General features: G+C 43.4%; 17 protein-coding genes. 4 read left to right on the plus strand and 13 right to left on the minus strand.

Annotated features, from left to right (window positions below; genetic code table 11):
• From yidA to ELZ47_RS07460, 3 genes are read left to right on the plus strand one after another with little or no spacing between them, the layout of a single operon-like run.
• Window positions 1-810, plus strand: a complete 810-nt coding sequence (gene yidA / locus ELZ47_RS07450; RefSeq protein WP_126435700.1) for a sugar-phosphatase — start codon at window positions 1-3, stop codon at window positions 808-810.
• Window positions 810-2,024: an aminoacyltransferase gene (locus ELZ47_RS07455; RefSeq protein ID WP_164549588.1), complete on the plus strand. Its 1,215-nt coding sequence runs from the start codon at window positions 810-812 to the stop codon at window positions 2,022-2,024. Before yidA ends, ELZ47_RS07455 begins: the two co-directional genes overlap by 1 nt.
• A 14-nt stretch (window positions 2,025-2,038) precedes the next feature.
• A complete protein-coding gene (locus ELZ47_RS07460) occupies window positions 2,039-3,274 on the plus strand; it encodes an aminoacyltransferase (protein ID WP_126435702.1) in 1,236 nt (411 codons plus the stop codon).
• A gap of 34 nt (window positions 3,275-3,308) precedes the next feature.
• Here ELZ47_RS07460 and ELZ47_RS07465 read toward each other — a convergent pair whose 3' ends face one another.
• The 8 genes from ELZ47_RS07465 to pcrA all read right to left on the minus strand — a co-directional run bounded on the left by ELZ47_RS07465 (window position 3,309) and on the right by pcrA (window position 15,969).
• Window positions 3,309-7,181, minus strand: coding sequence for a GBS Bsp-like repeat-containing protein (locus tag ELZ47_RS07465; RefSeq protein WP_164549589.1), 3,873 nt, complete (start codon window positions 7,179-7,181; stop codon window positions 3,309-3,311).
• A 64-nt stretch (window positions 7,182-7,245) separates the two neighbouring features.
• Window positions 7,246-8,004, minus strand: coding sequence for a triose-phosphate isomerase (gene tpiA / locus ELZ47_RS07470; protein WP_049552962.1), 759 nt, complete (start codon window positions 8,002-8,004; stop codon window positions 7,246-7,248).
• Window positions 8,005-8,282: 278 nt separating this feature from the next.
• Entirely contained in the window at window positions 8,283-9,137 is an 855-nt protein-coding gene (gene rfbD, locus ELZ47_RS07475) for a dTDP-4-dehydrorhamnose reductase (protein ID WP_049552961.1), read from the minus strand.
• Between the two features lie 261 nt (window positions 9,138-9,398).
• The gene (locus ELZ47_RS07480; RefSeq protein WP_126435703.1) at window positions 9,399-10,883 is read right to left on the minus strand and encodes a glucosyltransferase domain-containing protein; all 1,485 of its coding nucleotides are present in this window, start codon (window positions 10,881-10,883) and stop codon (window positions 9,399-9,401) included.
• Window positions 10,880-11,806: a glycosyltransferase family 2 protein gene (locus ELZ47_RS07485; RefSeq protein ID WP_126435704.1), complete on the minus strand. Its 927-nt coding sequence runs from the start codon at window positions 11,804-11,806 to the stop codon at window positions 10,880-10,882. The genes ELZ47_RS07480 and ELZ47_RS07485 overlap by 4 nt, the downstream gene beginning before the upstream one ends.
• A gap of 100 nt (window positions 11,807-11,906) precedes the next feature.
• The gene (locus tag ELZ47_RS07490; protein WP_126435705.1) at window positions 11,907-13,187 is read right to left on the minus strand and encodes an O-acetylhomoserine aminocarboxypropyltransferase/cysteine synthase family protein; all 1,281 of its coding nucleotides are present in this window, start codon (window positions 13,185-13,187) and stop codon (window positions 11,907-11,909) included.
• Between the two features lie 98 nt (window positions 13,188-13,285).
• Window positions 13,286-13,684 carry an NUDIX hydrolase gene (locus tag ELZ47_RS07495; RefSeq protein WP_002910096.1) on the minus strand — a complete coding sequence of 133 codons (399 nt, stop codon included), beginning with the start codon at window positions 13,682-13,684 and terminating at the stop codon, window positions 13,286-13,288.
• Window positions 13,681-15,969 carry a DNA helicase PcrA gene (gene pcrA / locus ELZ47_RS07500; protein WP_126435706.1) on the minus strand — a complete coding sequence of 763 codons (2,289 nt, stop codon included), beginning with the start codon at window positions 15,967-15,969 and terminating at the stop codon, window positions 13,681-13,683. Before pcrA ends, ELZ47_RS07495 begins: the two co-directional genes overlap by 4 nt.
• A gap of 258 nt (window positions 15,970-16,227) precedes the next feature.
• Here pcrA and ELZ47_RS07505 point away from each other — a divergent pair, with 258 nt between their 5' ends.
• Window positions 16,228-17,424, plus strand: a complete 1,197-nt coding sequence (locus ELZ47_RS07505; RefSeq protein ID WP_126435707.1) for a cation diffusion facilitator family transporter — start codon at window positions 16,228-16,230, stop codon at window positions 17,422-17,424.
• 32 nt (window positions 17,425-17,456) lie between these two features.
• Here ELZ47_RS07505 and ELZ47_RS07510 read toward each other — a convergent pair whose 3' ends face one another.
• The 5 genes from ELZ47_RS07510 to ELZ47_RS07530 form a co-directional block, all read right to left on the minus strand.
• Window positions 17,457-18,194: a hydrolase gene (locus ELZ47_RS07510; protein WP_164549590.1), complete on the minus strand. Its 738-nt coding sequence runs from the start codon at window positions 18,192-18,194 to the stop codon at window positions 17,457-17,459.
• Window positions 18,195-18,334: 140 nt separating this feature from the next.
• Window positions 18,335-18,892 carry a signal peptidase I gene (gene lepB / locus ELZ47_RS07515; protein WP_125331455.1) on the minus strand — a complete coding sequence of 186 codons (558 nt, stop codon included), beginning with the start codon at window positions 18,890-18,892 and terminating at the stop codon, window positions 18,335-18,337.
• 183 nt (window positions 18,893-19,075) lie between these two features.
• A complete protein-coding gene (gene pyk / locus ELZ47_RS07520; protein WP_125331454.1) occupies window positions 19,076-20,581 on the minus strand; it encodes a pyruvate kinase in 1,506 nt (501 codons plus the stop codon).
• Between the two features lie 56 nt (window positions 20,582-20,637).
• The gene (gene pfkA, locus ELZ47_RS07525; protein WP_125331453.1) at window positions 20,638-21,648 is read right to left on the minus strand and encodes a 6-phosphofructokinase; all 1,011 of its coding nucleotides are present in this window, start codon (window positions 21,646-21,648) and stop codon (window positions 20,638-20,640) included.
• 84 nt (window positions 21,649-21,732) lie between these two features.
• Window positions 21,733-24,843 (minus strand): DNA polymerase III subunit alpha, encoded by a 3,111-nt coding sequence (locus ELZ47_RS07530; protein WP_164549591.1) that lies wholly within the window; start codon window positions 24,841-24,843, stop codon window positions 21,733-21,735.
• Window positions 24,844-24,928 lie beyond the last annotated feature (85 nt).

Below are 24,928 nucleotides of genomic sequence, written 5' to 3' on the forward strand. Positions count from 1 at the left end.
ATGTCTATCAAATTAGTTGCCGTTGACATTGACGGTACCCTTTTAAACAAACAAAAAGAAATCACTCCTGAAGTCTTCAGTGCTGTTCAGGATGCCAAGGCTGCTGGTGTCAAAATCGTCATTGCAACCGGCCGTCCTATTGCGGGTGTTCAAAAGCTTCTCAAGGAGCTAGAGCTTAATCAGCCAGACAACTATGTCGTTACCTTCAACGGCGGACTGGTGCAGGATACTGTTACAGGTCAAGAATTAATCAAAGAGACACTGACCTATGACGACTATTTGGATATCGAACTGCTCGGGCGAAAATTAGGTGTCCATATGCATGCCATCACCAAGGACGGCATTTATACAGCCAATCGCAACATCGGCAAGTACACTGTTTACGAGTCCAATCTGGTCAGCATGCCTATCTTCTACCGCACACCTGAAGAAATGGTCAATAAAGAAATCGTTAAGTGCATGTATATTGATGAACCAGAAATTCTGGATGCGGCCATTGCTAAGCTGCCACCAGAATTAGCCGAAAAATATACACTGGTTAAATCAGCTCCTTTCTATCTGGAAATTGTCAAAAAGAATGTCAATAAAGGGGCTGCTATCCTCCATCTAGCTGAAAAACTTGGCTTAAGCAAGGAGCAGACCATGGCTATCGGTGATGAAGAAAACGACCGCGCCATGCTGGAAGCTGTCGGCTCTCCTGTTGTCATGGAAAACGGCAAGGAAGAACTCAAGAAAATCGCCAAATATATCACCAAATCAAACGACGAATCCGGCGTAGCACACGCTATTAGAGAGTGGGTTTTAAAATAATGTTTAGTTACAAAATTGGAATTTCAGCTCAGGAACACGACGATTTTGTCACGGCTCATCCGCAGGCCAATCTTCTGCAGAGCTCAGCCTGGGCTCAGATTAAGGATAACTGGGCCAATGAGCGCTTGGGCTTCTATAAAGACGACCGCTTGGTTGCTGCAGCCAGTGTCTTGATCAAACCACTGCCTTTGGGGATGACCATGCTTTATATCCCGCGCGGTCCCATCATGGACTATAGTGACAAGGAGCTGCTGACCTTTGTTTTGGCGTCGCTCAAGAAGTTTGCCAAGGAGAAAAAAGCGCTCTTTGTCAAGTTTGATCCTAGCCTCTTTCTGGCAGAAAGCAAGATGGGCGGTGAATTGCAAGAAAAAGCCGAGACGATTGAGCTTATTCAACAGTTACAGCAAGCAGGAGCTGTCTGGGTCGGACGAACTGAGTCTCTGGACGAAACAATCCAACCTCGCTTGCAGGCAAATATTCATAAAGAAGATTTCAGCGAGGATCTGCTTTCTAAGAGTACTCGGCAGGCTATTCGTACAGCTCGTAACAAAGGTATTCAAATCCAATTTGGCGGAGCAGAATTACTGGATGATTTTTCAGGCCTGATGAAGAAGACAGAAAACAGAAAAAACATCCACCTACGCGGCAAAGACTATTACCAAAAACTCTTGGATACTTATCCTGAGCACTCCTACATCACCTTGTCCAGCATTGATCTAAAGGCACGATTGGAAGACTTGCAGGCTCAGCTGACCAAGACACTCAAAGAAGCAGAGAAATTTACCGAGAAAACCAAGCCCGGCAAGATTGAGAATAACCAGCAAGAACAGAAACGCCTTCAAGAAGAGATTGACTTTCTGCAGGACAAAATCAGCCAAGGTGCTACTGTCGTTCCCCTGTCTGGCACACTGGTCTTAGAATACGGCAAGACTTCTGAAAATATCTATGCCGGAATGGACGAGGAATACCGTCGTTACCAGCCAGCCATCATCACTTGGTATGAAACAGCCAAACACGCTTTTGAGCGTGGAGCTGATTGGCAAAATATGGGCGGAATCGAAAACGACCTCAAGGGCGGTCTCTACAGCTTTAAATCCAAGTTCAATCCCACCATTGAGGAATTTGCTGGTGAGTTTAACTTGCCAACCAATCCTCTTTACCACCTCTCCAATCTTGCCTACACTCTCAGAAAGAAACTGCGCAGCAAGCATTAAAAGAAAGGAAGCCTATGACCTTTAAACTTCTCAGCCAAGAAGAATTCATCCAGCATACCTCAGCTAGCTCCCAACGCTCTTTTATGCAGACCGTGGAAATGGCAGAGCTTCTGAGCAAGCGTGGCTTCAGTACCCAGTATATCGGCTACACTGACCCACAGGGACAGGTAGTGGTGTCTGCTGTCCTCTACAGTATGCCGATGACTGGCGGCCTTCATATGGAAATTAACTGCGGTCCTGTCTCTACCGATGCTAAATACCTGACTCCCTTCTATCAAGCTTTGCAGGCTTACGCTAAAAAAGAAGGCGCTCTGGAACTCATCATCAAGCCCTACGAGACTTATCAGACCTTTGACAGCAATGGCCAGGCAACTTCTGATGAAAAAGTCGAGCTTATCCAGCAACAGACTGACTTGGGCTTTGACTTTGACGGCCTACAGACAGGCTATCCAGGCGGGGAGCCTGATTGGCATTATGTCAAAGATTTAGCTGGTCTGACGGAGAAAGACCTGCTCAAGTCCTTCAGTAAAAACGGCAAGGCGACCGTCAAAAAGGCGAATACCTTTGGCATCAAGCTAAAAAGGCTAGAACGTGACCAACTCAGCGTTTTCAAAGACATCACAGCTGCCACTTCTGACCGGCGGGAATATGATGACAAGCCACTAGACTACTATCAAGATTTTTATGATAGCTTTGGTCAGCAGGCGGACTTCATGACAGCCAGTCTCAACTTCAAGGACTATCTTCAAAACTTACAAAAAGATCAAGAGAAACTTGGCCAGAAAATTCAGAAACTGCAGGCTGACTTGGAAAACAATCCTCAATCTGAAAAGAAACAAAATCAGCTGCGAGAACTTTCCAGCCAGTTTGATAGCTTTGAAACTCGCAAAGCTGAAGCCCAAGAACTGATTGAAAAGTACGGCGACCAAGACCAGATCCTAGCTGCTAGCCTCTTTATCTATACTCCCCAGGAAGCAACCTATCTCTTCAGCGGCTCCTATCCTGAGTTTAATAAATTCTACGCTCCAGCCCTGCTGCAGGAATACGTTATGACCGAAAGTATCAAGAGAGGCATTCCATTTTATAATTTCCTCGGCATTATGGGAATTTTCGACGGTTCTGACGGTGTTCTGCGCTTCAAGCAGAACTTCAACGGCTTCATCGTCCGAAAAATGGGGACTTTCCGCTATTATCCTAACCCTTTCAAATTTAAGCTGCTTCAGCTCATAAAGAAAATTCTAAGACGTTAAAAAAACCAAGTTTTCCCTTGGTTTTTTTGTGTATTTATTTATAACGAGGTGTCGCAAAACCACGGATATTTCCATGACCGATGCGGTAAGTATTGCGTTTAACTACGTTATTGCTGTTGCCTTCAATCGTGTGAATGATGCCATTTTCGACTTTTTCGACAATACCGATATGATCAGCCCAGCCATCGTTTTGCTGGGTATCTTTGTCCCAGTTAAAGGTGATGATATCACCTGCGCTAGGCGTCGAATTGCCATCTTCATTCCAGATGCCTAGTCTTTGGAAAATATGAATATGGCGCTCAACACCGCACTCGCGGCCGATAAGATCGCTCAAGCCCTCTCTTTGGAAAATAACCGTCGTGAAAATGTCGCACCAGTCATCTGTGTTTTTCACAGCATAGCCAACTGGCAACGGTCTGACACTGTTATAATCGTTGACCAAGCGCTGATGCTCAGCACTGCCTCCCCTGACACCTACCATAGCAGCTGCCGCCGCAAGAACACGGTCTCGCTGACTAGCTGACTGAGGACGGTTCACGGAGATAGAGGTCTTTTCTCCACCAGCTCCCTGCAGCTGATTTTGATTATTTAAGTAATACAAGTGAACATTGTATTCGCCTGCATTATTCTTATGGTCACGCGCATATACATGCTTACGATAAGTGCCATCAGCCTGACGATCCGCTGTGTACCATTGGATATCATCTTGACCATTCGCTTCTGACCAAGTCGGCAGGTAAACTGTCTTGAGACCTTCTGGTGCCACAATGCCTGATACTACAATATCAAACTCTCCAGTATCATTATTCTTATTTTGGATACTGATTTTACCCTGCGGCTTACTGATAGAAACATTGGTCTTGATGCCACCTGCTCCTACTAGCTTGCCATCATTTTGGACATAGTAGAGATGGACATTATATTCGCCCTGAACGTTGTTATGGTCGCTCGCACGAACTCGCTTCTTATAGGTACCATCCGGCTGACGTTCAGCGTTGTACCACTTGATATCATCCTGACCATTGGCCTCTGACCAAGTTGGCAGGGAAACAGTCTTGAGACCGCCTGGAGATACAATATCTGAAACCACAATATCAAAATCGCCAGTTTCGCTGTTACGATTTTGGATACTGATTTTGCCCTGTGGTTTAACTGCTGACACATTGGTTGTAGTACCACCAACACCGACTAACTGCCCGTCGTTACGGACATAGTAAAGATGGATATGATACTTACCAACTGAGTCTTTATGTTTACTAGATTCAACAGTAACTTTATAGGTACCATTAGCCTGATGAGTAGCTGTATACCAAATAATATCATCTTGACCGTTAGCTTCAGACCAAACCGGAACACTGACAACAGACACTTCATAAGGGGCAGAAACGTTTGAAATCACAACATCGAAACTGCCGTTGACATTATTCTTATTTTGAATACTGATGTTGCCCTTTGGCTTACCTAGAGAAACATTAGTCTTTATGCCACCAGCACCAACCAGCTTGCCATCATCTTGCACATAGTAGAGATGAATATTGTACTCGCCCTCAACATTTTTGTGATCACTCACACGAACTCGTTTCCGATAAGTACCGTCAGCCTGACGTTCTGCATTGTACCACTTGATATCATCTTGGCCATTGGCCTCTGACCAAGTTGGCAGGGAAACATTCTTGAGACCGCCTGGAGATACGATATCTGAAACCACAATATCAAAATCGCCAGTTTCGCTGTTGCGATTCTGAATACTGATTTTGCCTTGAACTTTTGGTTTTTCTATAGAAATAGTCGTTTTAGTGCCACTTACACCTACCAAGCTGCCATCATTTTGCACATAATAGAGATGCACATTGTACTCACCCTCAACATTTTTGTGATCGCTCAGACGGACACGCTTACGATAGGTGCCATCAGCTTGACGCTCAGCGTTGTACCATTTGATATCATCTTGGCCGTTAGCCTCAGACCAAGTTGGCAGGGAAACTTCCTTCAGACCGCCCGGAGATGAAATACCTGAAACCACAATATCAAAATCGCCAGTTTCTTTGTTTCGATTTTGAATACTGATGGTGCCCTTAGGTTTCCCAAGAGAAACGGTCGTTTTAGTACCGCTTACACCAACCAAGCGGCCGTCATTTTGAACATAGTAGAGATGGACATTGTACTCGCCCTGCACATTATTGTGGTCGCTTATGCGTACCCGCTTACGATAAGTGCCGTCAGCCTGACGTTCTGCATTGTACCACTTGATATCATCTTGACCATTGGCCTCTGACCAAGTCGGCAGAGAAACAGTCTTGAGACCACCCGGAGATGAAATACCTGAAACAACAATATCAAAATCACCAGTTTCGCTGTTACGATTCTGAATGCTGATTTTGCCCTGTGGCTTGATGACAGATACATTAGTTGTAGTACCGCCAACACCGACTAATTGGCCGTCGTTGCGGACATAGTAGAGATGGACATTGTACTTGCCAACTGAATCCTTATGTCTGCTAGAATCAACAGAAACTTTATAACTACCATTGGCCTGCTGAGTGGCTGTGTACCAGATAATATCGTCTTGGCCATTAGCTTCAGACCAAACCGGGACACTAACAACAGACACTCCATAAGGAGCAGAAACATTTGAAATCACAACATCAAAGCTGCCGTTGAAATTATTCTTATTCTGAATACTGATGTTACCCTTTAAAGGCTGCTTAGCAAGAGCAGACTGCTGGGTAAATCTCCCAGTGTAATCAACGCTATGGTCAAATACATGTTTGCCAGCTAACAGCTGAGCCTGAGCTGTAAACTGCCATGCTCCAGCACCACTATTGTATTTGAGAGATTTAGCTCCATCAAGATTTAAATTAGAAGACGGATACTGAGCCACCCAGAAGTTGCTATAGCCAAATTGCGATGTATTAACCGGTCCCTTGCTGCGAAGATTATTTTGATCCAGCCAGCTGGCACTGGTATAATACATCAGGTTAGAATAACCCAGTCTGCGCATCTCATCCGCCCAAGCCTGGGTATGCTGGTTAATCCCATTTTGCATTTTGGGATCTTCCATGTCATTGACCATGACTGTGTTTTTAGGCAGGCCTAGTCTATTAGCAAAGGCAACGTAATAACGAGCTTCTGCTCTCGCTTCTTCATCGTTAGTATAGTGCGAGAAGGCATAGGTCGATACTTGTAAACCAGCTCCCTGCGCATTTCTCACTTGAGACTCAGCAAATGGATTAGTGTAATGGGTGCCTTCTGTCAGTTTGACAACGACACCGCCAACCCCTTGCTGGGCTAATTTACGGTAGTCGTCTACGCTGATATGGCCATTGTGGCTGCTGACATCTACAAAGGATGTGCCTTTAATCTCCGCTTGGGAATTCCCGCGGGCTGCCTGAGCCTTTGACCCCGCATTATAAAATACAGTTTTTCCAGCACTACTAGCTTTTGGTGCTGATGCTACTGCAGGACTAGCCTTGGGCTCTGAGGCAATAGCAGAATCTGCAACAGAAGAACTTGCTTTTGCTGACTGATCAGCTGCAGTTTCATTCTGATTAGAAGCATTTGCATCTGGCTGACTTTGCCCTTCTGGCTTAGCAGAAGCTACCTGAGTTTCTACAGGAACTGATTGAGCTGCTCCTCCAGACTCAATAGCTGTTCCTGTAGCGTTCGTTGCTTCCTCCTCTTGCTTAACAGCTTGAACTGACTGTTCTGCAGATGATACTGCTACAGTCGGCTGATTAGACGATTGTGATGCGGCCGCATTCACTGTCTGATTCTGGGAACTAACAGACCTTTCTGTTTTTAAAACTTCTGACTCAGCGATAGTATGTTCCTCGGCTTTTGCAACATTGGCAGTCGCTGCCAGCAAAATAGCCGTACTCGCTAAATAAACTAATTCTTTCGATTTCAACTTTTCTCTCCAACTTTTAAAAAACTTGTCACCTTTGGGAGGACAAGTCTTTTTTCAACATTTTTTATTTTACAAAATCAAGCAATGCTAAGAAGCTTTCAGCTTCAAGTGATGCACCACCAACAAGAGCACCGTCAACATCTGGACAAGCCATGTAAGACGCAACATTTTCAGGTTTTACAGAACCGCCGTACTGAACGCGAATCTTGTCTGCTACTTCTTGACCAAAGTCAGCTGCAACAACGTCACGAACTGCTTTACACATCTTTTGAGCGTCGTCTTGAGTTGCTGACTTACCAGTACCGATAGCCCAGATTGGCTCATAAGCGATAACCAATGATGCAACTTGCTCAGCAGTCAAGTCTTTCAAAGCAGCTGATACTTGAGCACCAACGAAATCTACAGCTTTACCAGCTTCGTAAGTTTCAAGCGATTCACCACAGCAGATGATTGGCACTAGACCATTGCGGAAGATAGCGTGCGCTTTTTTGTTGATGTCTTGGTCTGTTTCATGGAAATAATCGCGGCGTTCTGAGTGACCGATAACGATGTAGTCAACTCCAACTTCTGCAAGAACTTTAGGGCTGTTTTCACCAGTGAAGGCACCAGCATCTTCAAAGTAAGCGTTTTGGGCTGCAACTTTAAGATTGCTTCCTTTAGCTGCTGCCAAAACAGTTGTCAAATCAAGTGCTGGAGCAGCGATACCAGCTTCTACCAAATCTGAAGAAGGTAGCTTAGCAGCAACCGCTTCTACAAAAGCCTTTGCTTCTTCAGGATTTTTGTTCATTTTCCAGTTACCAGCAATAAATGGTTTACGTGACATATTCACACACCTCTTCTATTTTATTTATAGTAACATTGTAACACAGTTGAATGAAATAATAAAGGTTATCCACAGAATTTCATCAAATTGAAACATCTTTATTTTAAGGGGATAAGATCTGTGGAAAATTCTTCTCATTATCATTTTCCATTCGTATCTTCAAGCCAGCTCTTTCTCCAGCAGAACAGGCACCTGAAAATCACTTCTTCAGTCTGCTAGAAAAAAACAGAACCTAGTCTAAGACTAAGTTCTGTCGATTTTATCCACTTCAAAGCAAATTACTGTTTCTTCTCTTGCTTGTAAAACTCTTTTAAGGCATCCTGCCAAGTCGGAATGACAAAGCCTGTCGCCTTAGCCTTGGTCAGGCTCATAGTTGAGTTGAAAGGCCGCTTAGCCTTGGCAGGGAATTTGCTGGAATCAACCGGCTGGACTTCCACATCTGTATCTTTGAGAATTTCCAATGCAAAGTCATACCAAGTGGTGTCCTCAGCCGCATCATTAGACAGATGGTAATAACCAAATTCCTTTTGATTCTCAGCCAGATGAGTCATAAATTCAGCCAGCGTACGAGTCCAAGTCGGACGGCCATGCTGGTCATTGACTACAGTCAGAGTTTTGTGCGTCTTAGCAAGATTTTGCATGGTAAAGACAAAGTTTTTACCGTAGTTACCAAAGACCCAGGCAGTACGGATAATATAGAAACGGCTGGAATATTTCTCAACCAGCTCCTCACCCATGCGCTTGGTACGGCCATACTCTGTCTGTGGATCCGGCCGGTCATCTACTTCCCATTCCTCTCCGACAGGCTTTTGTCCGTCAAAGACATAGTCTGTTGAGATGTAGACCAAGGTCGCTCCGTGTGCTTCTGCTGCTTTTGCAACATTTTCGGTCCCGGTCACATTGATGGCATAGTCCAGCTCTTTTCCTTCGTCCTCAGCCGCATCAACTGCAGTATAAGCCGCGCAGTGATAAACCAAGCTTGGCTTGACTTCCGCAAAGACCTTGTCCACCATTTGCGCATTGGTAATATCCATTTCCGCCACATCAACAGCCACATACTCTTCATTGCGCTCATCTAAAAGATAGCGGAGCTCTGTACCCAGCTGTCCATTCGCACCTGTAATTAAAATCATTTGTCTTTCCTTTCACATCATAAACATTCAATGAGTTTATTATAACAAAAAAAGCAGAAAAAATCTGCTTGGTCGAATCATACCTCTAGTCTTTTTTAGGAAATAAAATCTCATACTTTTTACACTCCATATATAAATGATGAAACATTATGCAAGTGATAATCAGAAAACTTAGCATCATTTCAAATTGACAGTATAAACTTTAACAATGCATAATCATATTAAAATGAATCTTTTCTTTATTTCTCTCTTAGAAAGGTTCTACTTCATGATAACAAATAATTCATTATTTCCAAGATAAATATTATATAACTTTGTTTCTTCAAGTAATGTATAATTTTCACTACTAAAATCTATATTAGCAATATCAATTAATTTGAAATCGACGTTTAAGTTCGTTATGCTATTAAATCTCAATGTCATATCCCAAGAAACATTTGTATTTGGCATAATCAAACTTTTTAACATTGGATAAACAGAAGCTGTATTGCTAAATACTGGCGAATCAGAAAGAAAGCGATTCACATTAATAACTGTTTTTTCGGGTGTAATGTACTTGTTTAGAGAGGAAGCTAGCAATATGCTCTGCGCTTTGAACATTTCATTTTGTTGTTTTAAACTGCTTACATAAGTAAAAGAGAAAGATAAGAAATAAAAAACTAATAATCCCGAGACGAAGGACTTCCCTCTACGTAGAATTTTACTCTTTTCAACGCACTCTAAGCTAACAATTAAGATAATCGCTAAAAAAATTCCGAAACCATATTCATATCTTGGTCTCATAAGATAATAAGGATTAGACAAAATCAAATAAGTTCCATAACTAAATACACTTCCTAAACTTAGCCAAATCAGCATGTAAATAAAGTTTAAAAGGAATTTAGTACTGGATAAGCGAATCACACTGATAGTTAAGAGAAATATAGCAATTATCGTTAATAAAACCCAGATAGTTGAACTTTGAAAAAATATATTGTTCAAATATCCTGTAGCATTCACCCCAATTATTTTAATCATCTCTAATCCCTTTGGAATATCAGCTTGATCAGCAAAAATAGGAGGCTTTATAAAAATTTGTATACGATATAAAACCAAACCAATTACATATGACAACATTGAGATGAAAATTTTAGGGATTTTTTCTTTAAAATAATTTCCTTGCAATAATTCTAAAAATATTAGCGTCATGGTTATCATAATGTACACTCCAGAAGAAGCTTGGTATGAATTGCACATTAAGAATATACCAACAACTGACATAACTCCAAATATTTTTTTATTATCCCAGAAAATAAATGGAATGATGGAAACTAATATACTTAAAGTCATAAAAGGATTGTCAAATCTAAAACTTAATGGCTCTAAAAACCACGGATTAATCCCTATAATAGTTGAAACAGATGCTGTTATAAAAGAAATCTTCTTATTGGGATATAAGACAAACAATAAAATTAAGCTCGCTAAAGTTAAAAAACAAGCTGACAGAATATTTGAAGTCAAGCCTAGTTCTGTCAGATGATCCCCACCTTGTATTAATCGAGCGGCATACTCACTTAAATATCTTGAATAATGTTCAGAGAATTTTGAATAGCCTTGTAATTGTCTTCCAATATCATCAATATAGGGATACTCAGCTAAACCGATATTAATATTGACTACTGAATAAATAATAAAAATAACTAGGGCAGACGATTTATTTAAAAGAAGATAGTTTTTAAAATCAGAAAAACGTTTCTGGAAAATCATTTACTCTTCTCCTTAATCACATAAATCGGCCGATGCTTGGTTTCCATAAAGATTTTGCCAATGTATTTGCCTAGGATACCGATGGTCAGTAGCTGAAAACCACCGATAAGGAGAATGACGGTCATGAGGGACGGCCAGCCCGATGTTGGGTCACCAAAAACTAAGGTACGGATAATAATTACCGCCATCAGGATGAAGGCTAAAATCCAAGACAAGATACCTCCTAAAAAGGCGATGTTGAGCGGCGCATCAGAGAAATTGACGATACCTTCCAAAGAATAGTTGAAAAGAGACCAGAAATTCCAAGAGGTCTTGCCAGCCACTCGTTCGACATTTTTGTATTCCAAGTACTCGGTATTGAAACCGACCCAGGCAAAAATTCCCTTAGAGAAGCGATTGTACTCTGAAACTTCCAGAATAGCTTCTACCATCTGGCGGCGCATCAGTCGGAAGTCACGCGCACCATCCACCATCTCTACCTGACTAATCTTGTTAATCAGCTTATAGAACAAATTTGCAAAAAAGCTTCGGATTGGCGGCTCACCCTCACGCGTAGTGCGACGAGTACCCACACAGTCCAGCTCAGGATTCGTGTCCAGCATAGCCTTCATCTCAATCAGGAGCTCGGGCGGATCCTGCAAATCTACATCCATGACCGTCACAAAATCCCCGCTCGCCTCTTGCAAACCAGCATAGAGGGCTGCTTCTTTTCCGAAATTACGAGAAAAGGACAGATAGTGCACATCTGGACAGCGACTGCTGAGCTCTCGCAAAACAGCCAAGGTTCGATCCGTCGATCCGTCATTGACAAAAATATATTCTAACTGGTCACGGATTTGATATTTGACCGCTTCCATGGCTTCATGAAACAGAGGAATAGACTCTTCTTCATTGAAACACGGAACAATCACCGAAATTGTCATTTTAATCTCCTACTATTTTATATATTTCATCCTATTATAACAAAAAACTAGGCGAAAACCTAGTTTTATTCTCATTTTCACAGTCTAGAGGCATTGAAAATTAGATAGATTCCAAGGCGATTCTCAAATCCTCAATCAAGTCATCCACATTTTCCAAGCCGATAGAGAGTCGGATTTGATTTGGTGTAATGCCTGCTGCCAGCTGAGCCTCTGGCGACATCTGACCGTGAGTCGTCGTAGCTGGATGGACGACCAGGGATTTAGCATCTGCTACATTTGCCAAGTCAGAGAAAATCTCCAAGCTGTCAATAACCTTACGAGCTTCTTTCTCCCCACCTTTGACATTAAAGGTAAAGATAGAGCCTACGCCTATAGGGAAATATTTTTCTGCCAAAGCATGATAAGGACTGTCAGCAAGCTTGGGATAATTGACCTTCTCAACCTTAGGATGCCCTGCTAAGAATTCCACAATCTTCTCGGCATTGGACACATGGCGCTCTACACGCAAAGAGAGTGTTTCCAACCCCTGCAGGAAGAGAAAAGCATTGAAGGGAGACATGGCTGCACCCGTATCTCGCAAGAGCTGGGTCCGGACAGCAGTGACAAAGGCTGCTGCTCCGACATCGCGCGTATAACTGATATCATGATAGCTCGGGTCTGGGTCTACAAACTGCGGAAACTTGCCAGAAGCTTCCCAGTCGAAACGACCGCTGTCCACAATTACGCCACCGATGCTGGTTCCATGACCGCCGATAAACTTGGTCGCAGAATGCATCGCAATGTCCACACCATGAGAAAAAACATTGATTAGATATGGGGTAGCAAAGGTATTGTCAGAAATCAGCGGAATCTTGTGAGCATGAACCAGCTCTGCCAAAGCATCAAAGTCAGGAATATTTATCAAAGGATTGCCCAAACTTTCAATCAGAACCAACTTTGTATTGTCCTGAATAGCTTCTTCTACTTCAGCTAGATTTTCAATATCCACAAAAGTCGTGGTAATGCCATAGCGAGGCAGGGTTTCCTTGAGCAGATTAAAGGTGCCACCGTAGATGGTAGAGGCTGCTACTACATGGTCGCCAGCATGGGCCAAAGCTAGAATGGTGTAGGTAACAGCTGCCATACCAGAAGCTGTCGCTAGAGCTCCAACTCCACCTTCCAAAGCCGCAATCCGCTCCTCAAAAGCAGACAGGGTCGGATTGGTAATCCGAGTGTAGATATTTCCCGGTTTGCGCAGGGCAAAGAGATCTTCTCCCTCTTGAGTATCGTCAAACACATAGGAAGTTGTCTGGTAAATAGGCAGAGCGCGCGACTTTGTTGTCGGGTCCACTGTTTGTCCGGCATGAAGTTGCAGGGTTTCAAATTTAAATTCACGTGTCATAAGGTCACCTCACTATAGTTATGTGATAAGTCTACCACTAAACGCCCCGCTTGACTAATAGAATTTCCTTATCAAAAGAAATAAAGAGAAGCTATATCTTATAGCTTCTCAGATATCATCTCAAAAGTCGCTTGATTGCTGGGCCAGTACAACTGCGACGAAACTTTGTCTAAAGCTACCCACTGAGCTCCTACATGCTCATCAGAAATCTGGATTTCTTTCTGTTCAGTCAGAACTAGAAAGAGATTTTTGTGGATGGACAGATTTTCATCAATCTTTACCGTAAAATCTCCAAGACTAGTCAAATTTGGACAAGCTAAGAGCAAGCCGGTCTCTTCCTTTATTTCACGAAGACAAGCCTCTTCTGGGCTCTCGCCACTCTCAATCCCACCAGTAATGGGCTGCCAAAAGGAAACTTTCTCATTCTCCACTTTCAAGAGCAAGATTTCCCTATCCTCTGGATGATAGATCCAGGCTTCAATTGACTGCCTCATCATGATTTTTTCTCAATCGGTGCTATGCTGGCCAGCACTTTCTTCAGACCGACTTCTGGGAAATTAATCTTGAGCTCTTGGCTGTTGCCGCTGCCAGAGACTGCTAGAACTGTCCCATCGCCCCATTTCTTATGGTGGGCAATATCTCCGATAGCCCAAGCAACTTCTGGCTTAGATGGCTGGCTCTGACTGCTCTTTCCAAAAGGCAGACTGCCTGTAGAAATCGAACTTGGTGCCGCCTGACGCTTCCGCTCTTGTAGAGCCTGTGCTAGACTCATGCCTTGACCGAATTGACTGGTATCACTATTGGTATAACTGACCTTAAAGGAGCTATTTGCCGGTCGAGCCAGGCCTTGATAGTCTAGCAAGTCTGAGCTGATTTCTCTCAAGAAACGAGTAGGTTGATTATAGTTGGTTTTACCATAAAGCATACGGGAATTAGCGTTGGTTAGATAGAGAATCTTCTCTGCTCGGGTGATACCGACATAGGCCAGGCGCCGCTCCTCTTCCAACTCATCTTCATCTTCAGATGCCCGGCTAAGAGGAAAGACATTTTCCTCCATTCCAACCAGAAAGACGACTGGAAATTCCAATCCCTTAGCCGCGTGAAGGGTCATCAAAGTCACTTCAGAACTCTCCTGATCTCCGTCATCTGTGTCCGCTATCAAGGCTAAGTCATTGAGGAAGCGGCTGAGCTTATCCAGACCAGTCTCATCAGCAGGATTATCTGGACTTTCGTCAAAGTTCTTGGTCACAGACAGGAATTCTTCGATATTTTCAATCCGTGCTTGGCTTTCCAAGGTCGTCTGGGCTGCCAAGGCCGCAGAATAGCCTGTCTTTTCCAATACGGCTTCTACCAGCTCCGTCACTGTATAATTATCCAAACGCTCCCGCAAATCCCGAAGCATATTGGCAAAATCATAGACCGCCTGAGCCGCCTTGCCCTTGACAGGTGACAGCAGGATATTGGCCGACGCATCCAGTAAAGACATTTCCTGACTGGACGCAAAATCCCGAATTTTCTCCACCGTTCCTGGACCGACACCACGCTTAGGCTCATTGACCACGCGCTCATAGCTGATATTGTCGCTAGGATTGGCGATGAGATTGAGATAAGAAATAACATCGCGTATTTCCTTACGGCTGTAGAACTGGGTTCCTCCTACCATGGCATAGGAAATATTGGCCTTGAGCAGGGCTTCTTCCACTGTCCGTGACTGGGCACTTGTTCGGTAAAGGACTGCAAAATCCTTGTAACTATATCCTTCTCGACTCAGCTGAGAAATGCTCCGAGCGACAAAGAGGGCCTCGTCCTTCTCGTCTTTAGCCCGATAGTAGACAATTTCCTCACCGTCTTCGTTTTGAGTCCAGAGATTTTTAGGACGGCGATTGCGGTTGTTTCGGATGACTTCATTAGCCGCCTGAAGAATGGTCTTAGTAGAGCGATAGTTTTCCTCAAGCAAGACTACCTTAGCTTCAGGATAATCCTTTTCAAAGTCCAGAATATTCTGCATATCGGCTCCCCGCCAGCCATAGATAGACTGGTCAGCATCTCCGACCACGCAGATATTCTTAAAGCGGGAAGCCAAGAGCTTGACCAGCTGGTATTGGGCATGGTTGGTATCTTGATACTCGTCCACATGAATGTACTGGTAGCGTTGCTGGTAGTAGGTCAGGACATCTGGATTCTGGTCAAAAAGCCGTATCGTCAGCATAATCAAATCATCAAAATCCATGGCCTCAGACTGGCGCAATTCCTTTTGATAGGCCGTATAGCACTTGGCCACAATCTCTGTATACATATCACCAGCTAGATTCGCATAGGCTACCTCATCAATCAGGTCGTTCTTAGCATTGGAAATAGTCCCCAGAATGGCGCGCTCATTCCACTTTTTGGGATCTAGATTGAGATTTTTAAGAATTCGCTTCATCAGAGTCCGCTGCTCACCCGGATCAACGATGGTGAAGTTGCGGTTGTAGCCAATATGATCTGCTTCTCGCCGCAGGATGCGCACACACATGGAGTGGAAGGTAGCGATTAAGCAATCTTGGGCCTCAGTTTTAAGTTTTTCAGCCCGTTCTCTCATCTCCCTCGCCGCCTTATTGGTAAAGGTAATAGCTAAGATATTCCAAGGATTGACCATCTTCTCATCAATCAAATAGGCAATGCGGTGGGTCAGGACACGGGTCTTACCCGATCCAGCTCCCGCCATAATCAGCAAAGGCCCTTCTGTTGTCTGAACCGCCTCAGCCTGACGGTCATTCATACCGTTTAATAAAGGATGCATGTTTCTTCCTCTTTCAAAGTCAATGCTACTATTATAACAAAAATCCTGATGAAGCTAAACCAGAAAGAAGAGGAATTTCTGATTTTAGGTTAGATTTTCGGCAAAGTCATCTAAGGCACCCTAAGCCCGACGGAAATTGAAAATCAGCCCTATTTTTGCTATAATAAGCCCATATGAGACTTAGAACATCTGTCCAGAGATGACTTTTTCACAAGTCTCTTTTCCGTTCTGCTGCCCCACTTAGAAAGAAAGGCTGTCATGAAAAATCCTAGTAACAATCTGAAGCTAGCGGAGAGAGGAGCCATCCTTTCCATCGCTACCTATCTAATTCTCTCAGCGGTCAAGATTATCGCAGGCTCGACCCTACAGTCCTCCAGTCTGACGGCCGATGGCTTCAACAACGTCTCTGATATCGTGGCTAATATCGCCGTTTTAATTGGCCTACGTATGGCCAGAAAACCAGCCGACCGTGACCATCGCTTTGGCCACTGGAAGATAGAAGATCTGGCCAGTCTCATCACATCTTTTATCATGTTTTTCGTTGGATTTGATGTCCTGATTGAGACCATTCAGAAAATAATCTCCAACCAAGAAACCAAGCTTGATCCTATTGGTGCTGTGGTCGGAATCCTCTCGGCTATCATTATGTTGGGTGTTTATTTTTACAATAAAACACTGGCTAAAAAAGCTCACTCTAAGGCTCTGGATGCTGCAGCCAAGGATAACTTGTCAGACGCTGTGACTTCAATCGGCACTTCAGTTGCTATCATTGCCAGCGCCTTTAACTTTCCAATCGTTGATAAGCTGGCAGCCATTATCATTACCTTCTTCATCCTCAAGACAGCCTATGATATCTTTATGGAATCTTCCTTCAGCCTGTCCGACGGATTTGATGAAAGCCTGCTCCAAGACTATAAGCAAGCTATCCTGGAAATTCCTAAAATCACTCAGGTCAAGTCACAGCGCGGCCGGACCTATGGCAGTAATATCTATCTGGATATTATCTTGGAAATGAACCCAGATTTATCTGTTTTTGAAAGCCATGAGATTGCGGACCAAGTTGAGGATATGTTGATGGAGCGCTTTGGGGTCTTTGACATTGACATTCATATCGAGCCCGCTCCCATTCCTGAAGATGAGAGATTGGAAAATCTTTACCCAAACTTGCTCATGCGTGAGCAGCTCGTGGAGCAAGGCAGCCAACTGGATACGCTTCTGTCAGCAGAATTTCTCTATATTTCCCAAGATGGCCGACAGCTGAACAAGGCTGAATTTCAGGTAGAAAGAGCCTCAAAAACACCTATCAAAAACTTTGAACTGCTTTCTGTCAGCCAGAAAACCAAGCTCATCCGCTATGAAATGGACGGTGTCATCCATACCAGCCTCTGGCGCCGCCACGAAGTATGGCAAAACATCTTTCACCAAGAGACACGAAAAAACCAGTCTGATGACTAAGTCAGTCTGGCTTTTTCATTGCAACACATCATTCATTTCCCCGTATAATAGATAACAGTAATACTATCTAGACTTTGCAAATTTGTTGGTTTCTCTTTAGCTTTCAGGCCGTCTCTTTCAGGATTGTCAGACAAATAATAGTTGTCATAGCTATCATCTAGGTCGGTATAAATCTTTATCTTATCATTAACAAGTAAAGCAGCATATCTTGCCTGTCCAAAAGGCTTTCTTGAAATCTTTGTAAATTCAATTTTTTCAACATTTTCATAGTGATTCAGTAAAAATAAAGCCAGCCCCTCTTCCTGGTTGCGTACCTTTACTTTTTCCTCTGTCGTCAGCCAAGCATTTTCTCCAGAGTAAATAACATCCGTCTCACCCGTATCTTTGAACTTTGTGACCTTCTCTTTCTTTTTCAGACGAAAAGTCAATTCTGTCGAATCAGTGTAAGAGCTATCATTTATATTATAGTTTTCATCTTTTGAGTCCAAAGAAACATGTGGAATATAACTGGTATCATTTACTATGAGACTAACGGAATCCCCTTTCCATAAATTTCCCTTGGAAAATTCATCAAATTCAATTTTTTGAACATCTTCATAATGATTAATGATATAAAGTGCAAGCTTTTGCTCTTTCTTATGAAGCTCAGTCATTTCTGTATCTGACATCCATATTTTTTCACCATCTCTATTTATTATGCTGCTACATGCAGTCAGAAAAATCAGTGCAAGTATAGCCAAAAATAATAATTTTTTCTTTCTTGACTTCAAGAGCAGTCTCCTTTAACGGTCTTTTGATATTAGTATACCACATCAGGACAAGTATCTTTATGTTTACTTGTAACTTTAAAGTTGATTTTCAAAGAAAAAAACCAAGACTTGCCCTGCCTTGGTTGAAAATAGACTTCAATTTACTTATTTTTAATAAAACCAAATTCATTAAGAGGTGAGAGTCGGAACTCCACCACTCCCTTGATTTGACTGGCTTTGATGAGTCCAAATTCTCGGCTGTCCTTGGTATTTTCACGTCGGTCATTAAGAATCAGATAAGAATCTTTAGTAATTTTATCAGACTTTGAGTCTTTTAAATCCATAATAGAGAAATCATGAGTATAGTAACCCGAACTTCCTGCTGAAGCCAAATATTTCTCGCGCATTTTCTCAATGTATTCTTCCGACATGACCTGGCCGTTCAGGTAAAGGAGATCATCCATATAGGTTACCTGATCTTTTTCTTGGGCAATGACCCGGCCGACATAGTCTTTACCGTCCACTTCATAGAGGACAAAGTCTCCACGCTTGATGTCTTGCTTTCTCGTCGCCAAGACCAAGTCATTCTTTGCCACATAAGCATTGCTGTCTTGTTCAGTCACCCGATAAGGCGTATAAATAAAAACTCTCAACCCTATAATGATAGCTGCTAGAACTGAAAAAATAATGACATTTCTTAATAAATCTCTCTTTAACATCTGTCTCTCCCATCTCTTTTATACCATTATATCATTTTTAGACAAAATAGACAAAGGGACAATCTTATTTCAAAAATCAAAACGCTGACGTGTCCTTCTTCCCACACAAGATAATGATCATCACTTCGACAAGAGAAAAAACCGATGATTTTTCAATCAACGGTTCTTTTTTATTATCTTAGATTAACGTACTGTACGGATACGCATTGTGTTGGTACGAACTGCTTCACCAAGCGGCACACCAGCAACGATAACGATATCATCACCAGATTCAACCAAGCCTTGCTCAACTGCAATCTTCTCAGCGATGTCAAACATATCATCTGTGTTAGATGGAGTGTTTGTAGTCACTGGAATTACACCCCAGTTCAGCATAAGACCGCGTTGAGTCAATTCGTCAAAAGTGATAGCCAAGATATCAGCATTTGGACGGTATTTAGAAATCAAACGAGCTGTGTGACCAGTCTTAGTAAGGGTAACTACCAACTTGATATCCATTGAGTTTGTAGCATCTTTAACTGCTGAAGCCATAACTTCAGTCTTAGAGTTGCGCTCAAAGTTATCAGTTGTCAAACGGCCATATTCATTAAGAAGGGTTTGAGCATTCTTATCGATAGTAGCCATTGTTGTTACTGACTCAAGTGGGTATTTACCGTTTGCAGACTCACCTGAAAGCATAGTTGCATCAGTTCCGTCAATAACAGCGTTAAATACGTCTGATACTTCTGAACGAGTTGCACGTGGTTTTTCTGTCATGGTTTCAAGCATGTTAGTTGCTGTGATAACCACTTTACCAGCTGCATTTACCTTAGTGATGATCATCTTTTGGTAAACTGGAACCATTTCGAATGGTACTTCGATACCCATGTCACCACGGGCAATCATGATACCGTCAGCAGCTTCAATAATTTCGTCCAAGTTATCGATACCTTGTTGGTTTTCGATTTTCGCGAACAATTGAACATGGCCATTACCAGTTTCTTCACAGATTGCACGAACTTCGTTGACGTCTTTTGCAGTACGTACAAATGAAATCGCGATGAAGTTAATTCCTTGCTCAAGACCAAAGCGGATATCGTCATTGTCACGCTCAGCAAGCGCTGGGAAAGGAATCTTAGTGTTAGGAATGTTCACACCTTTTTGCTTAGCAATGATGCCGTCGTTTTCAACTTCTACTTCAAATTCACGAGTAGCATCGTCTTTAGCGACAACACGAAGACCAAGTTTACCATCGTCAACCAATACTTGACGGCCAACTTCAACATCATCGTAGATGTCCAATCCACCAGCAACGTTCAAAGCAATTACTTCACGAGTAGATTTGATACCTTGCTTAGTAGCAACACGGATTTTTTCACCAGTCTTGTATGAATACTCTTTTGCATCGCCTTCGAACAATTCTGTACGAATTTCTGGTCCTTTTGTATCAAGAAGGAAACCAACTTTTTGACCGGCAATTTCTTCTGCACGCTTAACAGTTGCCATGCGCTCTCCTTGCTCAGCATGGTCACCGTGTGAGAAGTTGAAACGGAATGTGTTTGCGCCAGCTTCAATCAACTTAGCAATGTTTTGAGCTGATGCTTCAACATCCAGCTTTTCTCCCCAATATCCGTCATCACCGAATTTTTTACCACCGCGGATTTCTACCGCAGGACCTAATGTTGCAACGATTTTTACACGTTTATTCATGATTGTATGAAACTCCTTCTTCTATTTGGCCTCTTGGCCTGAATAACAAATAATAATTAAATATTGATGCTGCGGTTCAAATCAGCCAAGCCCAGATCAGCCTTGTGCGGGTTATTGACGACAATCTTACCTTCAGCAGTCAAGCTAAAGAGTGCTCCTTCTTCAGCAGTTCCTAGGATTGGGCTTTCAACCATCTGCTCATTGCGGATTCCAACAGCAACTCCACCGATACCTGCTTTAAGCAGTTTAACAGCATGAGCTCCCATACGAGATGCAAGAACACGGTCACGCGCAGTTGGTGAGCCTCCACGCTGGATATGTCCGAGCTCTGTGACACGCAAATCGCTCATATCTCCAGCTTCTTTCAGCTTTTCAGCAAATTCATCCGCTGACATGACACCCTCAGCCAAGACGATGATGTTGTGCTTCTTACCCTTGGCATAGCCACTCTTAATGCTTTCAACAACTTCTTCCATCTTGAAACCTTCTTCAGGAACGATGATTTCGTCCGCACCAGATGCAATACCTGCCCAGAGAGCAATATCACCAGCATTACGTCCCATTACTTCGATAACGAAAGTACGGCGGTGACTGGATGAGGTATCCCGAATCTTGTCAATCGCATCCATAGCTGTAGTAACAGCTGTATCAAAACCGATAGTGAAGTCTGTTCCGACGATATCATTGTCAATGGTTCCTGGAACACCGACAGCTGGGAAACCGTGCTCTGTCAAGCGCATAGCACCGTGGTAAGATCCATCTCCACCGATAACAACGACACCTTCAATTCCATGTTTTTTAAGCTGCTCAATCCCTTTCAGCTGCCCTTCAACGTGGGCAAATTCAGGATAACGAGCAGAGTGAAGGAAGGTTCCACCGCGAGAAATAATGTCACCAACTGATGTCGCATCAAGTGGGTAAATCTCGCCAGCTACCATTCCAGCGTAACCATCATAAATCCCGTAAACTTCCATTCCTTCGGAAATTGCTTTACGAACAACTGCACGGATGGCAGCATTCATACCTGGGGCATCACCACCACTAGTCAAAACAGCAATACGTTTCATTTCGCTTTTTGCTCCTTTTTCTTTTTAACATTCTTATAGATTATACCACAATCATCATGAAAATTCTCTTATTTTCCATATTTTTTAACGAAAAATCGTTTTCATAGTATAATTCTTCAATTCCTCTTGCAGCTGCTCCGATTTCTCCACTCGGAAATGAGGTGCAGATATGGTTCGCTTCTCATCTTCATAGCGCAGGACAACCGGAATATTGCCGGGGTATTTCTGCAAAACATGAGATATTTCCCGATCATGCTCATGGCCCGCAAGTTTTATCCAGAAGCGTTCAGTGGTGGCCTCCTCTATGTCTGCCAAGACCAACTGTAAACGACCATCCCGCTCCTGCAACTTGCCGCTCAAGTAGTAAATCCCCTTCTCCTTAATGCGTTCACCCAGCTGTCTATAAGTATCAGGAAAGACTGTGACATCCAGTTTTTTCTTGGTATCTGAAACCTGCAAGAAGGCCATATTCTCGCCCTTTTTAGTCCGGATAGTCTTGATAGTCTGGACTTGAGCCAGAATCCTGGCTCTGCTATTTTCCGTCAAATCACTAATCCAGCTAAAGGGCTGGTCCGCTTCTTTGGCCAGTTTAACCAAGGGGTGATCGCTAAGCCCCACACCGATTATGCTCTGTTCCAGCTCAAACTTTGCAGCATCGCTAAAATCCTGAGCCTCTGTCCAAGAATAAGTCGTATCCGCAAAGAGACTGCCCAGCTCATCCGCAAATACAAACAGATTAGGCAGGTTAGCTAGAATTTTTTGGCGATTTTTCTCAAAACTGTCAAAGAGCCCCAGCTGGATCAGAGGAGTCAGCAGCGGAATCTTATGGTAATTCTGAGGCAGGCGCAGAATAAAGTCTTCCACCCCAGTAAAGGCACCATTTTGTCGCTCTTCGATAATCCAGTAAGCCAAATCCCTAGGCAGGCCCTTGATATTTTTCAGGCCCAAAAAAATCTTCTTATCCTGAAACTTATCATGATAGGGAATATTGTTGATACTAAGGGGTGCTGTTTCAAAGTCAAAACTCAGGGCATCGGTGATATAGTCACTACTTGAATAATTGAGCATGACATCAAAGAAAACATCTGGATAGTGGGCCTTGAAATAAGCCAACTGAAAGGCCAGAGCTGAGTAGGCATAGGCGTGGCTACGATTAAAACCATAGCCAGCAAACTTCTCCATAATAGCAAAGACTTCCTTGGCTTTAGTTTCCGAGTGACCTAGCTTGAGAGCACCTGCAACAAAGTCCTCCTGCATGCGGTGCATTTCAGCAGCACTTTTCTTGCCCATTGCTCTTCGCAGGATATCAGCTTTCCCCAGACTAAAGCCACCAAAGCGCTGGGCTACCTGCATGACCTGCTCTTGATAGAGCATGATACCGTAAGTCGGGGCTAGAATATCAGCCAAACTATCATCAATCAACTCCACCTGCTCTAGTCCATGCTTTCTTTTGACAAAATTATCGATATAATCACTGGCTCCAGGACGGTTGAGAGAAGTTGTTGCCACTACTTCCTCAAAGCAAATCGGCTGAACCCGCTTGAGCAGGCTGATAGCCCCCGGCTGCTCAAACTGGAAAATCCCCTTGGTCTGTCCGGCTGCAAAGAGTTTCAGAGTTTCTACATCCTCCAAGTCAATCTCTGCAATTTCAATTTCTACCTCATATTTTTTCAGGGTTGCTTCTTTCATACGCTGGACAAAGGTCAGATTGCGCAAGCCCAGAAAGTCCATCTTGAGCAAACCGTTGCTCTCCACACCGTGGGCATCATATTGGGTGATATACATGTCCTCACCGTATTTGAGCGGTATCTGGTCTGTCAGGTCATTGTCGCTCATCACAACGCCGGCTGCGTGGATAGAAGTCTGACGGGGATGACCTTCTATTTTTTTAGCAATATCAAAGGCCTTTTGATATTCCAGCTTGCTATTGATAATCTGGCGAAAGGCCATATTTTTCTCATAAGCAGAGGTCAGACTATCCCCGAAGCGGATTTTCTTGGTGATATTGGTCAGTTCGTACTCTGGCAGACCGAAGCGCTTGAAGACATCACGGATAGCTTGCTTAGCTCCGAAGGTCGAGTAGGTCACAATCTGAGCCGCGTGCATAGTGCCATAGCGGTCGCGGACATAGCGGATAAACTCCGGCCGGTAAACATCTGGAATATCAATATCAATATCGGGCATGGTATAGCGCTCTAGATTTAGAAAGCGCTCAAAGAGCAGGTTATTCTTGACTGGGTCAATCCCAGTAATCTCCAAGGCATATGCCACCAGACTGCCAACAGCAGATCCTCGGCCCATGCCCATATAATAGCCCTGACTGCGACCAAAGCGCAGCAAATCCCAGACAATGAGAAAATAATCATCAAAACCCATCTGATGAATGACATCTAGCTCCTGATCTAGTCGCTCTTGATAGAGAGCTCCGCTTAAGCCACGTTTTTTCAGACCAGCTTCTGAGCGCTCCCGAAGCTCTTCTACGGCAGGCCGTTCCCGATTAAAGCGGGGCAACTTCAGCTCCGTATTGATTTCATAGTGAACACCGCTTACCAGCTTCTCAAGATTGCTTAGACTTTCTGGAAAAGTTTGCTTAAAAGCATCTGCCAGAGCATCTGGTGCTAGCAAAAACTCATGATTGGGAAGGCTGCCAATCTCACGCAGGCTGGCATTTTCTCGAATAGCCCGGAGCATCTGCAAGGTTTCCAAATCTCCCCTATCAAAATATCGGACGGTATGCAGGGGCAGGGTTGGCCGACAAAACTCCTGCTGGGGCGTTGCTGGAAAGACTCCGATATAAAAATCCAAACCCAAATCCAGATCTGCTACTCCGTTAAAAGCAGGAACAATCACAGCCAATCCCTTAAAGAGATACTGGAAATCCTCCCAGTTCTTTTGTCCCATCATCTTGAGAGTCGAGACTTTCATCAGATTGCGATAGCCCTGACTGTCTAAGGCTAGCAGACGGAGATGAAGCTCCTGCTCTGCCTTGATCAGACTCAGCTCCAAGCCTAAAAGCGGCTGCAGTCCCGCAGATTCAGCTTCCTCCAAGAAATGATAAGCCCCATAGAGATTGTCCACATCCATCATGCCCAGATGACTGTATCCTAACTCCTTGGCTTTTTGCACATATTTCTTTATCGGGATCAAGCTATCCATAAAACTGTAAACAGTCTTGGTATCAAGTTGTATCACCACGTTTTTCTCCTTGAACATGCTTTGCTTCTTCTTATAACTATTATACCGCAATTCACTGAATGAGGGAAATAGGAGTTTGACTGAA

This window comes from Streptococcus sanguinis (genome assembly GCF_900635155.1).
GTDB lineage: Bacteria > Bacillota > Bacilli > Lactobacillales > Streptococcaceae > Streptococcus > Streptococcus sanguinis_G.